Here is a 14192-nt window from a genome sequence, read left to right as displayed (position 1 = left end):
TAAGTCCTATGCGGGTTCGTCGACAGGCGGGCAGTCGAAACGGTCGATCTGGCCGTTTGCGAGGCGATAGACGGCGTCCTGAGGGATATCGAGCCGCAGCGTCTCTTCCCGCGCCAGCCCGGCATAGGCGCCGCGCAGCAGCCGGCCGGCGACGCCGTGGCTGACGACGATCAGGCGTCGCTCGGGCTCATCGGCCTGCTCTTCGAGCCAATCCGTCAGACGCGCGCTCATGACCTCATAGGTCTCGCCGCCCGGCGCGTGAAAGCCCCAGGCGTCGTCACCGGCCAGATGCGGATTTTCGCCATGCACCTCTTCGCGCAGACGCCCCGACCATTCGCCGACATCGATCTCGACCAGACGCTCGTCGAAATCGACCGAAAGCCCCAGCCGGGCGCCGATCGCTTCGGCGGTGTGACGCGCCCTGCGCAGCGGACTGGCCACCAGCCGCCACGGCGCGGGGGGATCTCGGCGTACGAGATCATGCAGAAGCGCCCCCATGGCCCGGGCCTGGAGCACGCCCAGAGGCGTAAGATCAGACTCGGTCCGCCCCTGCAGACGGCCCTCGCGATTGTGGAAGGTCTGGCCGTGACGGCAGAGATAGATCATCGCACGCTGGTTCCTCTCGTAGCGTAGGCCAGCTTCGTATAGGCGACCGCCGCGAAAAGGAACGACGCCCCGATGCCGACGAGGCCCAGCCAGTTGGGCAGGTAGGTCCAGGAGTTGGCTTCGAACGGCGTGATGTTCATCGGCGGCTCAAGCGCGGCCAGGATAATACTGAAGCCTTGGTACGCGAACTTCAGGGCGACCGGCGGCCCCGCGACAAGAAGCGGGAACGCCCCTTGCCGCGATGACAGCTTCGTAAGCCACCAGCCGAGAACGATGAACAGCGATCCTATCAGTCCGATAAGGCCAACGCCGATCAGCAATTCCGGCGTGGACGCCTGCGTCATGCGCAAAAAGCCATCCGCATCGAGCCCCTGGCGAAACCCGGCCACGAAGTACGTGGTCACGATCAAACAGACGCCCAGCACGACGGCGGACACCGCCAGCGCGATCCAAGACCACGGCAGGCGGCCCGACCTCACTGCCTGAACATCTCGCGGGCGATGATGACGCGCATGATCTCGTTGGTCCCTTCCAGGATCTGGTGCACCCGCAGGTCGCGGACGAGGCGCTCCAGCGGATAGTCCTGGAGGTAGCCGTAGCCGCCATGTAGCTGCAAGGCGTCATTGGCCACCTGGAAGCCGGCGTCGGTCGCGAAGCGCTTGGCCATGGCGCACAGCTTGGTCGCCTCGGGGTGCTTGCTGTCCAGCGCATGGGCGGCGCGGCGCACCATCAGGCGGGCGGCCTCCAGTTCGGTGGCCATGTCGGCCAGCTTGAACTGCAAGGCCTGGAAGTCCTTCAGCGGCCGGCCGAACTGGTTGCGGGTCTCCAGATAGGCCTTGGCGGTGTCGAGCGCGAACTGGGCCCCGCCCAGCGAGCACGAGGCGATGTTCAGCCGCCCGCCGTCCAGGCCCATCATGGCGAAGCGGAAACCTTCGCCCTCCTGCCCGATCCGGTTGGCTACCGGCACGCGGCAGTAGTCGAAATTCACCTGGGCCGTGGGCTGGGCGTTCCACCCCATCTTCCGCTCATTGGCCCCAAAGCTCAGGCCTTCCATGCCTTTCTCGACCACGAAGGCCGAGACGCCCTTGGCGCCCTCGCCGCCCGTGCGCGCCATAACGACATAGATGTCCGAGACGCCGCCGCCGGAGATGAAGGCCTTGCCGCCGTTCAGGACATAGTGGTCGCCGTCCAGCTTGGCGCTCGTGCGCATCGCGGCCGCGTCCGAGCCCGAGCCCGGCTCGGTCAGGCAGTAGCTGGCGATCAGCTCCATGGAGGTCAGGCGCGGCAGGTAGCGCTGGCGCAGATCTTCAGAGCCAAAGCGGTCGATCATCCACGACGCCATGTTGTGGATGGTCAGGTAAGCGGCGACCGGCACGTCGCCGTAGCTCAGGGCTTCGAAGATGATCGAGGCGTCGAGGCGCGAAAGCCCGCTGCCGCCAACATCTTCGTTCACATAGATGCCAGCGAAGCCCAGCTCGGCCGCTTGGCGCAGCACGTCGACCGGGAAGTGCTTCTTTTCGTCCCAGTCGGCCGAATGCGGGGCAAGCTGTCCTTCGGCGAAAGCGCGGGCGGCGTCCTGGATTGCGACTTGATCTTCGTTCAGCGCGAAATCCATGCGCACTTCCTCCCGTTCGGGGCAGAACCGCCCTCACCTCATTGATGGCTGACGTGCCGCGCCGGCGACGCGGTGTCAATCATGCGCCACCGCCATTTCACTGCATCATGGAGACTATCGGAACGCCGGAGCTCCCGGAGCTCAATGTGACCTGAAATCCTCCGTTACACGGTGTGAATCGCCTGTTGGAGCGCACCCCCTTGATAACCATGACCTTTCGCTCCAAATGCCCTGCTCCGGGGTAGCGTCCTCAATCATAGTCCTTCGCACTGACCGTTATGCGTTTCTTCAAATCCGTACTGGCCACCTTGACCGTGGCTCTGGCCATGACCGCGTTCGTCGCGCCCGCCCATGCCGGCGGCGACATCACGCGCAGCTATGGCGTCTGGCGCAATCCGAAGAACACGGTCCATCTTGAGATCAAGGGCTGCGGCGCGGCCACCTGCGGCGTTGTCGTGTGGGCCAGCGCCAAGGCAGAGGCCGACGCGCGCAAGGCCGGCGCCGACACCCTGATCGGCAAGCAGCTCCTGCGCGACTTCGAAGCCCAGAACAACGGCTCGCTCAAGGGCCGCGTCTGGGTTCCCACGCTGCGGGTCACCCTGGTCGGCACCGCCGATGTGCTCGACGCTCGGACGATGCGCGCCAAGGGCTGTGTGATCGGTAACCTGCTCTGCAAGTCGCAGATCTGGACGCGCCTGGACGGCGGTTCGGTCTTGGCCTCTCGCGCCGCGCCATAACGGACTTTCCTCGCCAACACGCTTGATCAAGCGCAAAACACGCGCGACCCTCTAAGTGTACGTCGATAACCTAAGCGCCCGTCAGAGGCGCTCGGTTCGACTGGCCGAAAAGCGGCCGACACGGGAGGAACGGGCATGGCCGAGGCGGCAACGCTTCAGAAGACCGCGCATGGCGCGGCGACACAGCATTTCGATGTGATCATCGTCGGCGCCGGCATCTCCGGGATCGGCGGCGCCTATCACCTGACGACGCAAAGACCCGGAACGCGGTACTGCGTTCTAGAGGCCCTCGACAGCTTCGGCGGCACCTGGCTGACCCACACCTATCCGGGCATCCGCTCCGACAGCGACCTCTACACCTTCGGCTATCGCTTCAAGCCCTGGGTCGGACCGCCGATCGCCACGGCCGCCGAGATCCTCAGCTACATGGGCGAGGTGATCGAGGAGAACCACCTCGCGCAACACATCCGCTACAAGCGCCGGATCAGTGCGGCCCGGTGGTCCTCGAAGGACAGGCTGTGGACGCTGGAGGTCACCGGACCCGACGGTGTCGAGACCTACACCACCAACTTCCTCTGGATGTGCCAGGGCTACTACCGGCATTCCGTCGGCTACACGCCCGAATGGCCGGGGATGGCGGATTTCGACGGTCGGATCGTTCACCCTCAGACCTGGCCCGCGGATCTCGACCTGAGGGGCAAGAAGGTCGTCGTCATCGGCTCGGGCGCCACCGCCGCGACCCTGGTGCCCAACATCGCGGGCGACTGCGCGCACGTGACCCTGCTGCAGCGCTCGCCGACCTATTTCGTCCCTGGCCGCAACGAGAACGAGCTGGCCAACACCCTGCGCCAGTTGCAGGTCGACGAGGCCTGGATTCACGAGATCGTCCGCAGAAAGGTGCTGTTCGACCAGCACGAGTTCACGCGGCGCGCGATCGAGGAATCCGACACCGTCAAGGCAGAGCTCCTTGAGGGCGTAAAGATGTTCCTTGGCGAGGACTTCGACATCGCCAAGCACTTCACGCCGCGCTACCGCCCCTGGCGCCAGCGGATCGCTTTCGTGCCCGACGGCGACCTCTTCCAGGGCGTCGCCTCGGGCAAGGCCAGCGTGGTCACCGACGAGATCGAGCGCTTCACCAAGACCGGCCTGCTGCTGAAGTCTGGCGAGACTCTGGACGCCGACGTGATTATCACGGCCACGGGCTTTGATCTGTCGGTGCTGGGCGACATCGCGTTCGAGATCGACGGCCAGCCGCTCGATTTCGCCAAGACGGTCACCTATCGCGGCATGATGTTCACCGGCGTGCCGAACCTCGTCTGGGTGTTCGGCTATTTCCGCGCCAGTTGGACGCTGCGGGCGGACCTGATCGGCGACTTCGTCTGTCGCCTGCTCGCGCACATGGAGCAGAAGGGCAAGAAGCAGGTCGAGGTCGCCCTGCGGCCGGAGGATAAGGACATGAAGATCGGGAGCTGGATCGATCCTGAGGACTTTAATCCCGGCTACCTGATGCGCAACATGCACCTGCTGCCCCAGGCCGGCGACAAGCCCGAATGGCGGCACACCCAGGACTACTGGACCGAGAAGGATCTCTTCCCGACCATCGACCTGGACGACGCGGCGTTCCGCTATTCGTGAGAGCGCTTAAGGTCGCCCTGGTCTTGCCTCGATCGGCGGCGCGGTTCACATCAACGCCATGACCACGCCGCCCCTCGCCCCCTATCCGCACACCCGCCTGCGCCGCGTGCGCCAGAACGACTGGGTCCGTCGTCTCGTCCGCGAGCACGAGGTGCGCCCGTCCGACCTGATCTGGTCGATGGTGGTGCACGAGGGCGAAGGCGTGATCCCGGTGGCCTCGATGCCGGGCGTGGAGCGCCTGTCGGTCAAGGAGGCCGCCAAGGCCGCCGTGCGCGCCCGTGACCTCGGCATCCCGGCCATCGCCATCTTCCCGCACATCGACGGGTCGCGGAAGGACGCCGCTGGCTCGATAGCCGCCGATCCGGACGGCGTCATCCCGCGCGCCGTGAAGGCCATGAAGGACGCCGCCCCCGAGGTCGGCATCATGTGCGACGTGGCGCTGGACCCCTTCACAGACCACGGGCACGACGGCGTGGTCGAGGGCGGCAAGATCCTCAATGACCCCACGATCGACCGCTTGATCGAACAGGGCCTGATGCAAGCCGAAGCCGGCGCCGACATCCTGGCCCCGTCCGACATGATGGACGGCCGCATCGGCAAGCTGCGCGCGGCGCTGGAAGCCGCCCGCTATCAGGACGTGATGATCATGTCCTACGCGGCCAAATACGCTTCGGCCTTCTATGGCCCGTACCGCGACGCCATCGGCTCGGCCAAGCTGTCCGCCGGCCAGGGCGACAAGAAGACCTATCAGATGGACCCGGCCAATACCGAGGAAGCCATCCGCGAGGTCGCCCTCGACATCGCCGAGGGCGCGGACATGGTCATGGTCAAGCCGGGCATGCCCTATCTCGACATCGTCCGCCGCATCGTCGACGAGTTCCGCATGCCGACCTACGCCTTCCAGGTGTCGGGCGAGTACGCGATGATCATGGCCGCCGCCCAGAACGGCTGGATCGACAAGGACCGCGCCATCCTGGAAAGCCTGACCGCCTTCAAGCGCGCCGGCGCAGCCGGGATCATCACCTACTTCGCGCCCTGGGCGGCGGAGAAGCTGGGCTGACATGGCCGCCCCGAGGACCGTCCTGAGCAAAGGCCGGTTCTACGGCGCGCTGACCGTCGAACGGCAGTTGCCAGGCGTGCGCCTAGCGCACCTGGAAGCCACCAAGCGCGCCGACCACGTCGATGAGCACAGCCACGACGACGCTCACTTCGTGCTGGCCACCCACGGCCGCTACATAACCACCGCCGCCGGTCCCGAGACCGAAGGTCCGGTGTTGGTCTACAACCCGCCCGGCGTCGTCCACCGCGACCGCTTTTTCGACGGCGGCGGCTGTTTCCTCGCGGTCAGCTTCGACGCGACCGACTGGCGCGCCCTGGCCGACGCCGGCGCCGGCCCCGCGATTGACGCGCTTCGCCTCACAGGGCCCCAGGCCCGCAGCGCGGCCCTGCGCCTCACGCGCGCCCTGCTGACCCGAGACGCCGAGTCGCTATCGTTGGAAGGCTTGAGCCTGGAGCTGGCGGCCCAGGCCCTGGCGCCGCCCCGCCAAAGCGAAAAGCGTCCTGCCTGGCTGGACCTCGCCGAGACCTATCTTGCCGACACCTTCGACCAACCGATCGGTGTCGCCGACCTGGCCCGCGTGGCTGGCGTCCACCCTGTCCACCTTGCGCGAGGCTATCGCCGCTGGATGGGCGCGGCGCCCGGCGATCGCCTCCGTACACGACGACTGGAGCGCGCCGCCGACCTCCTGATGCGTGGACGTGACCCGATCGGTGACATCGCCCTGGCGTCCGGCTTCTGTGATCAGAGCCACCTCAATCGCCAGTTCATCCGCGCCTATGGCGTCACGCCCGGCGAGTTCGCGCGGCTGTGCGGGCGGCGCCCACATGTTTCAGACGTCCAAGACGCAGGCGTCAGCGCGACCTAGACCGCAACGGCAGATTTTTGGAGTTCCCCGTTGAAAGCTTTCGCGTTCGCCGCCGCCCTGGTCCTTGCGCCTCTCAGCGCCCAAGCCGCTTCAGACATGCCAACCGCCAACCCGGCCGCCGAGGGGCTCTCCGCGCCGAAGCTCGACGCCATGTCGGCCGCGATCAAGGCGGGCCAGTTCCAGCAGATCACCAGCGTCTTGATCGCCCGCCGCGGCAAGCTGGTGTTCGAAGCCTACTACGACGAGGGCAAGCCCGACGGCGGCCCGGAAGCGCGGCGGAACACCCGCTCGAGCACCAAGACGGTCACCGCCCTCTTGGCCGGCGCAGCCATCGATCGGCAGGTGCTGCCGAGCGTTCAGGCGCCGATCAAGCGCTATCTGAAGGACCGCCCGCCGGCGGCTAATCCCGATCCTCGCAAGGACAAGGTCACGGTCGAGGACCTTCTGACCATGAGCTCGATCGCCGAGTGCGACGACGAAAACCAGTTTTCGCGCGGCAATGAAGAGCGGATGTACCTGATTGAGGATTGGGTCGGCTTCTACCTCGACCTGCCCGTGCGCGGCTTTCCCGAATGGGTTCCGAAACCGGAAGCCTCCCCCTACGGCCGCAGCTTCAGCTATTGCACCGCCGGGGTCGTGACCCTGGGTCAAGTGGTCCAGAACGCGGTCGGCAAGCCCCTGCCGGCCTTCGCCGATGAAGCCCTGTTCAAGCCGCTCGGCATCGAGGCGCCGCGCTGGCAGATGTCCCCGTTGGGCCTGGCCATGGGGGGCGGCGGCCTTGGCCTGCGCAGCCGCGATCTGTTGAAACTGGGCCAGCTCTACGCCAATGGCGGCCAGTGGAACGGCAAGGCGGTGCTATCCGCCGACTTCATCAAGGCCTCCGTCACGCCGCACGCTAACGCCCGCCAGGACACCGACTATGGCTACCTGATCTGGCTGCAGACCTTCGCCGGCCGCAAGGCCTGGGTGATGAACGGGTCAGGCGGCCAGAAGGTCGCGATCGTCCCCGACCTGGACCTCGTGGTCGTTGTCACCACCACCAACTTCGGCGTCCGCCAGCCCCACGCCATCTCCGAGAAGCTGATCGTCGAACATATCCTGGCGGCGATCGAGAAATAGCGACGCGACTCTGGGGCGCGGTTAGGGTCGCACCATGAACCGCGTCCTCGATATCGTCACCGCCGTGATCCGCGATGCGGAGGGCCGGCTGCTGCTGGTCCGCAAACGCGGCACTGCGATTTTCATGAAGCCTGGCGGCAAGCGCGACGCGGGCGAGGACGACCTGACCACCCTGGCCCGCGAACTGCGCGAGGAGCTGGGTTGCGAGCTTGTGTCGGCGACCCTCCTTGGCTGCTTCAGCGCCCGGGCCGCCAACGAAGCCGGCTTCACGGTACAGTCGGCGACCTATCTCGCCGAGGTAACGGGCGAGATCAGCCCGCGCGCCGAGATCGAGGAACTGGCCTGGGTCGATCCCGCCGCGCCCGGCGATCGGCGTCTGGCGCCGCTGCTGACCGACGCCGTGCTACCGGCCCTGAAAGCTCGGGGCTAGCCCCGCGCGGCGGCCACGACCTGATCGATCCGCTCCTGGATCAGCGCCTGGGCCAGCTCGCGCGCCCGGCCTGAAGGGCGCCCGAGCAGCTCGCTCAGGGTCGGGCCGAAGAGGCCCACCCCCACCGCCAGGATGATGTTCAGCAGGATGAAGTCGACGACCGCGTCGCGGTTGGGCACGGCCTCGCGCGCCACGCGGGTGTCGATGATCTCGTCGACGACATCACGCACCAGGGTCATCCGCTTGCCCTCGCCGGTCATCTCCAGCCAGGCGGCCAGGCGCGCGGCGCCCTTGGCCTCGAAGGCGTCGAACAGGGCCTGGGCGCCCATGCCGATATACGAGCCCTCCTTCTGGATGACGGCGATCACCTTGTCGGCCAACTGGCGGATCATCCGCTCCATCAGCGCCGTCTCGACGCCGCCGATTGACCCGAAATGGTGAATGACATTGGCGTGGACGACGCCAGCGGCCTTAGCCACGTCGGCCAGCTTCAAGGCCTGGGGCCCCTGCTCCACCAGGATCGCCTCGGCGGCCGCCAGGATGTTCTCGCGGGCGGCTTCCGGCGAGCGGCGCACGCGCGGCGCGCGGGATTGCGGGACCTCTATTGACATTTTTGTCAGTACAACCAAATCTCAAGAGCAACGGAGGCTGACCAAGCCCCAACTCGGCCCAGGACACAACGCCCATGACCGCCGCGACCCAAACCAAGCACACCCCCGATGATCTCGCCGTCGCCCCGCGCGACATCCGCTTCGACCTGACCTCGGCCCAGAAGGGCCACTGGCTGGGCGGCGATCCGGTCGGCACCGCCGTCTTCAACGCGCTGTCCCTCACCTTCCCGGACGGCGAGCGGATGTTCATGGACGCCGTGAAGGCCTATCGCGACCGCCTGACGGGCAAGCTCGCCGAGGACGCCAAGGGCTTCATCGCCCAGGAGGCCATCCACTCCCGCGAGCACCATCACCTCAACAGCCTGATCGACCGCGAGCGCTATCCGGTCGCCGAGATCGAGGAGACCATTCGCGGCCGCGTGAAGATGGCCCGCGAGCGCGGGCCGATGGCCATGCTGATCTCGACCATCGCGCTGGAGCACTTCACGGCCATGATGGCCGAGATGCACGCCCGCCACCGCAACCTGTTCGACACCACCGACCCCGAGATCGAAAAGCTGTGGCGCTGGCATGCGGTCGAGGAGACCGAGCACAAGGCCGTGGCCTATGACGTCTTCCTGGAGGTGACCAAGGACTGGTCGCCGCTGAAGCGCTACATGATCCGCTGCCGGGCGATGGCGCTGGTGACGATCATGTTCACCCGCAACATCAGCCGCTACGCCGCGCGGCTGCTGGAAGCCGACGGCTACACGCCCAAGGCGGCGCTGAAGGCGGTGAAGCGGTTCGTCTGGGGCGATCCGGGCATCTTCCGCCGCGGCTGGAAGACCTATTTCGCCTGGTACCGTCCGGGCTTCCACCCGTGGGACCAGGACGACCGCCCGCTGGTCGCCGACTGGATGGCGGAGTTCAACGCGGCGGCGGTGCGGGCTTAGACCCCCTCTGTCACCCCGCATCAATCTCCCGTCATCCCGCGCTTCATGCGCGGGACCCATGGTTCAGCTTCCACATGAGAGTGTGAGCTTTCTCCGCACGTGCGGCGGACAAATAGGTCCCGCGCATAAAGCGCGGGATGACGTTATCATTACTTTAGATTGTATCTTGAGGCCAACTCGCGCATAGTGTCGCCATGGTCCCGCGCGACGCCTCGATCGCTGTCTACATCATGACCAACAAGCCCTACGGCACGCTCTATATCGGCGTGACGAGCAGGTTCGAGGCGCGCCTCGTAGAGCATCGCGAGAAACACCTGAAGGGGTTCACTCAGCGGTACGGTCTGACGCGGCTCGTTTGGTACGAGACCCACGACGACATGACCGCCGCCATCCATCGGGAAAAGCGACTGAAAGAATGGCCCCGGCAGTGGAAGATCAACCTGATCGAGCGCGACAATCCGCGCTGGGATGATCTCTACGATCAGGTGATGAACTGGACGCCCGTTCCGCGCCAGTTCTGAACCACCAAACTCGACAACCCCGTCATCCCGCGCTTCATGCGCGGGATCCATTTGTCCGTCGCAGGTGAGAAGAAACTCATGCTCTCACGTGGAAGCTGAACCATGGGTCCCGCGCATAAAGCGCGGGATGACGGTGCTTGTTGTTGGGATAGGGCCCTAAGCCCTACCCCGCGATCAATCCAAAGTCCGCCACCTGGCCCATAGCGTCGCGCACGGCCGCCAGCGTGCGCAGGCGGTTGTCGCGGTGCTCGGGGTCGTTGACGAAGACGCCGTCCAGATAGGCGTCCACCGGACCGCGCAGGCCAGCCAACTGGGCCATGGCGCCGGTGAAGCCTTCCGACTTCAGGGCGTCGGCCAACGGGCCCTTCAGCACGCGCAGGGCGTCGAACAGCTGGACCTCGGCGGCGCTGTCGGCGGCCGGAGCCTCCGGCTCGCCGCTCGGCAGAGCGCCCTTCTTCTCCTCGGCCTTGAGGATGTTGGAGGCGCGCTTGTAACCGGCCAGCAGGTTCTTACCGTCGTCGGTCTTCAGGAAGCCGTCCAGCGCCTCGACCCGCGCGACGATGCGCGCGAGGTCATCGTCGCCGAGGGCGAAGACCGCGTCGACGAGGTCGTGGCGCTTGCCTTGGTCGCGGAGCGTGACTTTCAGGCGGTCGGCGAAGAAGGCGAGCAACTCAACGGCCGTAGGCGAAGGCCCCTCCCCTCGCGCCAATTTCTCGGCATCAATGACACCGACACCCGGCTTCGCAATGCCAAAGCTCTGGACAATACCATCTGCCTCTTGCGCCTTCCTAATGGCGAAGGCCGTGCTCAGTTGCTCCCAAAGGAAATCTCTGTGGATGGTGAGCAACTTGAGCAAGGACAAGCGGTCACCGTTCTCCAGCACAATCCGGATCACGCCCAGCGCCGCCCGACGCAGCGCGTACGGGTCCTTGCTGCCCGTCGGCTTCTCGTCGATCGCGAAGAAGCCAACCAGCGTATCTAGCTTGTCGGCCAGGGCCACGGCGATCGCCAGCGGCGCGGTCGGGACGGCGTCCGAGGGGCCTTGCGGCTTGTAGTGGTCCTGGATCGCGGCGGCGATATCGGGATCGAGGCCGGCTTCGCGGGCGTAGTAGCCGCCCATCAGGCCCTGCAGTTCCGGGAACTCGCCGACCATGCCGGAAGCCAAGTCCGCCTTGGCCAGGCGCGCGGCCTCCTTGGCCTTCTCGACATCGGCGCCGACCAGCGGGGCGATCTCGCCGGCCAGGGCGACGATGCGCTCGACGCGCTCCGCCATCGTGCCGAGCTTGGCGTGGAAGGTCACGCCGTCCAGCTTCTTCAGCCAGGCGTCGAAATTGCCGGCCTTTCGGTCCTCGTCCCAGAAGAAGCGGGCGTCGGCGAGGCGGGCCGACAGCACCTTGGCGTTGCCGGCGGCGATCACCTTGCCGCCGTCGGCGGCTTCGATGTTGGCGATGGTGATGAAGTGCGGGGCCAGACCCGGCTCACCGGGCTTCTTCACCGCGAAGTACTTCTGGTGCGTGCGCATCGAGGTGCGGATCACCTCGGGCGGCAAGTCCAGGAACGCCGGGTCCATGTCGCCCAGCACCGGGGTCGGCCATTCGGCCAGGCCCGCGACTTCGTCCAGCAGGCCCTGGTCCTCGACCAATTCGAGATGACGCGCAAAGCACAGGGTCTTGCAACCCTCGAGAATGCGCTGCTTGCGCTCCTCGACGTCCAGCACGACGAAGTGCTTTTCCAGGCCCGCGACATACTCGTCGAAGTCCTTGGCGACGAACGGCTTGGCCTCGCCCATGAAGCGGTGGCCTTCGGTGACGTCGCCGCTTTCAATGCCCTCGATCGAGAACGGCACGACCTCGCGGTCCAGCACGCACAGGATGCGCTTGAGCGGCCGCACCCAGCGCAGCTTCTTCGTGCCCCAGATCATCGACTTGGGCCACGGGAAGCCGCGCACGATGGCCTCGACCATCTCGGCGATAATCTCAGCGGTCGGGCGGCCCTTCTTTTCGATGAAGGCCATGTAGACGCCGTCGCGCTCGACCAGCTGGTCTTGCGAGAGACCCGCCTTGCGCAGGAAGCCTTCCATGGCTTGCGGCGGGGCGCCGACGCGGGGCCCTTTGAGCTCTTCCTTGCGGTCGGCCTGGGCCAGCGGCAGGCCTTCGGCCACCAGGGTCAGGCGGCGCGGGCCGGCGAAGGTCTTCAGCGCCTCGGGCAGGAATCCGGCGGCGGCCAGGTGCTCGCGCGCCATGCGCTCCAGGTCCTTGGCGGCCTGGGCCTGCATGCGGGCGGGGATCTCTTCCGAGAACAGTTCGAGGAGAAGTTGGGGCATCTTAACTTACGCGGCTTCCTGCTGCTCGACCCAGGCGCTGGCGCACAGCTTACAAAGGTCGCGGATGCGGCCGATGTAGCTGGCGCGCTCGGCGACGGCGATCGCGCCGCGGGCGTTCATCAGGTTGAAGAGGTGGCTGGCCTTGAGGACCATGTCATAGGCGGGCAGCACCAGGGCCTTGTCCTGGTAAGAGCGGGCCAGCATCAGCGGGACCTGCTCTTCCATCTGCTCGAACTGCTGCTTGAGCACGGCCACGTCATAGCCGTGGAAATTGGCCTCCGACTGCTGGCGCTCGTTCTCCAGGAACACCTCGCCATAGGTCGTCGCGCCCAGGGGCGAGTCCGGATCGTTGAACGGCAGGTCGTAGACGTTGTCGACGCCGAACACGTACATGGCCAGGCGCTCGAGGCCATAGGTCAGCTCGCCCGCGACCGGGTTCACGTCCAGGCCGCCGACCTGCTGGAAGTAGGTGTACTGCGACACCTCCATGCCGTCGCACCAGACCTCCCAGCCCAGGCCCCAGGCGCCGACGGTCGGGTTCTCCCAGTCATCCTCGACGAAGCGGATGTCGTGGGTGCGCAAGTCCAGCCCGATCGCTTCCAGAGACCCCAGATACAGGTCCTGCATGTTCTCGGGGTTCGGCTTCAGGATCACCTGGTACTGATAGTAGTGTTGCAGGCGGTTGGGGTTCTCGCCATAGCGGCCGTCGCCCGGGCGGCGCGAGGGCTGCACATAGGCCGCGTTCCAGGCCTTGGGGCCCAGGGCGCGCAGCACCGTAGCAGGGTGCAGGGTCCCCGCCCCCACCTCGACGTCGTGCGGTTGCAGGATTACGCAACCCTGGCGGCTCCAATAGTCATGGAGCGTCAGGATCAGGCTTTGGAAGGACTTGGGTTTTTCGCGCGACATCTATCGAAGCAGGCCTAGAAAAAAGTCGGCGGACCATAGGGCTCGCCGTCCGGGGCTTCAAGCGATGTCCTTGCCGGAAAAGGCCTTATTTAGTGCGGGGCGCGGTGTGTTCGCCAGCGCTCGGCGGCGGCGAGCCTGCAGGGCGCATGGATCAGGATCGCCCTCCCCCTGGTGGGTGACTTTCCGGACCCTGGGCCAGGACGCGACCCCGGCGCCCGCCCCACCCCGTCGGTCGAAAACGCTGAAATCTGATGCAATCACAGTCATCGTCGCTCAGCTTTTGGGCGCCTCGCCCATTTCGTTTCCAAAACCTTGCTAGCGCGCCCCGTCATGGAACCGTCGCCGATAGCGTGATCGCGCCGGGGAAACGATGCAGCGCGTAAGGGCGGCGTCGGCGGTGATCACAAAACGGGGGCGACACCGCTCTCGAACAATCAAGCAAATCAAGCCCGCGTCTTAGCGGGCCGGAGTAAGGCGGATGAAACTGATCATAGCGGTCGTCAAACCCTTCAAGCTGGACGAGGTGCGCGAAGCGCTCGTCGCGGCCGGCGTTGAAGGCCTGACGGTGTCTGAAGTGAAGGGCTACGGCCGCCAGAAGGGCCAGACTGAGATTTACCGGGGCGCCGAGTACCAGGTGAATTTCGTGCCGAAGGTGAAGCTGGAGGCCGTTGTCGATGACGCCTCGGCCGCCAAGGCCGTCGAGGCCATCAAGGGCGCGGCCGCCACCGGCAAGATCGGCGACGGCAAGGTCTTCGTCCTCAATGTCGAAGAAGCCGTCCGCATCCGCACCGGCGAAACCGGCTCGGCCGCTCTGTAACGCATCGGGAAAAGG

Annotated in this window: 16 protein-coding genes; 9 read left to right on the top strand and 7 right to left on the bottom strand. The window is 66.1% G+C overall.

Annotated elements, in window-relative coordinates:
- Positions 1-6: 6 nt before the first annotated feature.
- From OVA11_RS09840 to OVA11_RS09825, 4 genes are all read right to left on the bottom strand, one after another.
- Positions 7-606 (bottom strand): histidine phosphatase family protein, encoded by a 600-nt coding sequence (locus tag OVA11_RS09840; RefSeq protein WP_268067225.1) that lies wholly within the window; start codon positions 604-606, stop codon positions 7-9.
- The gene (locus tag OVA11_RS09835; RefSeq protein WP_268067224.1) at positions 603-1043 is read right to left on the bottom strand and encodes a hypothetical protein; all 441 of its coding nucleotides are present in this window, start codon (positions 1041-1043) and stop codon (positions 603-605) included. The genes OVA11_RS09840 and OVA11_RS09835 overlap by 4 nt, the downstream gene beginning before the upstream one ends.
- A 38-nt stretch (positions 1044-1081) precedes the next feature.
- On the bottom strand, positions 1082-2227 hold the full coding sequence (locus tag OVA11_RS09830; RefSeq protein WP_268067223.1) for an isobutyryl-CoA dehydrogenase: 1146 nt from the start codon (positions 2225-2227) through the stop codon (positions 1082-1084).
- Positions 2228-2318: 91 nt separating this feature from the next.
- Positions 2319-2432: a hypothetical protein gene (locus OVA11_RS09825; protein WP_268067222.1), complete on the bottom strand. Its 114-nt coding sequence runs from the start codon at positions 2430-2432 to the stop codon at positions 2319-2321.
- A gap of 67 nt (positions 2433-2499) precedes the next feature.
- On the opposite strand from OVA11_RS09825, the gene OVA11_RS09820 reads away from it, so the two are divergent.
- From OVA11_RS09820 to OVA11_RS09795, 6 genes are all read left to right on the top strand, one after another.
- Positions 2500-2958 carry a DUF2147 domain-containing protein gene (locus OVA11_RS09820; RefSeq protein WP_268067221.1) on the top strand — a complete coding sequence of 153 codons (459 nt, stop codon included), beginning with the start codon at positions 2500-2502 and terminating at the stop codon, positions 2956-2958.
- 135 nt (positions 2959-3093) lie between these two features.
- Positions 3094-4593: a flavin-containing monooxygenase gene (locus OVA11_RS09815; protein ID WP_268067220.1), complete on the top strand. Its 1500-nt coding sequence runs from the start codon at positions 3094-3096 to the stop codon at positions 4591-4593.
- 58 nt (positions 4594-4651) lie between these two features.
- Complete coding sequence (gene hemB, locus OVA11_RS09810) at positions 4652-5653, top strand: porphobilinogen synthase (protein ID WP_268067219.1); 1002 nt, start codon at positions 4652-4654, stop codon at positions 5651-5653.
- Between the two features lies 1 nt (position 5654).
- Positions 5655-6518: a helix-turn-helix transcriptional regulator gene (locus tag OVA11_RS09805; RefSeq protein ID WP_268067218.1), complete on the top strand. Its 864-nt coding sequence runs from the start codon at positions 5655-5657 to the stop codon at positions 6516-6518.
- A gap of 30 nt (positions 6519-6548) precedes the next feature.
- Positions 6549-7637 (top strand): serine hydrolase domain-containing protein, encoded by a 1089-nt coding sequence (locus OVA11_RS09800; protein ID WP_268067217.1) that lies wholly within the window; start codon positions 6549-6551, stop codon positions 7635-7637.
- Between the two features lie 34 nt (positions 7638-7671).
- Complete coding sequence (locus OVA11_RS09795) at positions 7672-8067, top strand: NUDIX hydrolase (protein WP_268067216.1); 396 nt, start codon at positions 7672-7674, stop codon at positions 8065-8067.
- Here OVA11_RS09795 and OVA11_RS09790 read toward each other — a convergent pair.
- Positions 8064-8696 carry a TetR/AcrR family transcriptional regulator gene (locus tag OVA11_RS09790; RefSeq protein ID WP_268067215.1) on the bottom strand — a complete coding sequence of 211 codons (633 nt, stop codon included), beginning with the start codon at positions 8694-8696 and terminating at the stop codon, positions 8064-8066. The two genes, OVA11_RS09795 and OVA11_RS09790, sit on opposite strands and share 4 nt — an antisense overlap.
- Positions 8697-8752: 56 nt before the next feature.
- Between OVA11_RS09790 and OVA11_RS09785 the strand changes: the two genes are divergently transcribed.
- A complete protein-coding gene (locus OVA11_RS09785) occupies positions 8753-9610 on the top strand; it encodes a metal-dependent hydrolase (protein ID WP_268067214.1) in 858 nt (285 codons plus the stop codon).
- A gap of 194 nt (positions 9611-9804) precedes the next feature.
- Positions 9805-10131 carry a GIY-YIG nuclease family protein gene (locus OVA11_RS09780; protein ID WP_268067213.1) on the top strand — a complete coding sequence of 109 codons (327 nt, stop codon included), beginning with the start codon at positions 9805-9807 and terminating at the stop codon, positions 10129-10131.
- 163 nt (positions 10132-10294) lie between these two features.
- On the opposite strand, the gene glyS is transcribed toward OVA11_RS09780, so the two are convergent.
- Positions 10295-12454, bottom strand: a complete 2160-nt coding sequence (gene glyS / locus OVA11_RS09775; RefSeq protein WP_268067212.1) for a glycine--tRNA ligase subunit beta — start codon at positions 12452-12454, stop codon at positions 10295-10297.
- A gap of 6 nt (positions 12455-12460) precedes the next feature.
- Positions 12461-13360, bottom strand: a complete 900-nt coding sequence (locus tag OVA11_RS09770) for a glycine--tRNA ligase subunit alpha (protein WP_268067211.1) — start codon at positions 13358-13360, stop codon at positions 12461-12463.
- 478 nt (positions 13361-13838) lie between these two features.
- On the opposite strand from OVA11_RS09770, the gene OVA11_RS09765 reads away from it, so the two are divergent.
- Positions 13839-14177, top strand: a complete 339-nt coding sequence (locus OVA11_RS09765; protein WP_010919216.1) for a P-II family nitrogen regulator — start codon at positions 13839-13841, stop codon at positions 14175-14177.
- Positions 14178-14192 lie beyond the last annotated feature (15 nt).

Source organism: Caulobacter sp. SL161 (genome assembly GCF_026672375.1).
Taxonomy (GTDB): Bacteria; Pseudomonadota; Alphaproteobacteria; order Caulobacterales; family Caulobacteraceae; genus Caulobacter.
This window is presented reverse-complemented; position numbering and strand designations above follow the sequence as displayed.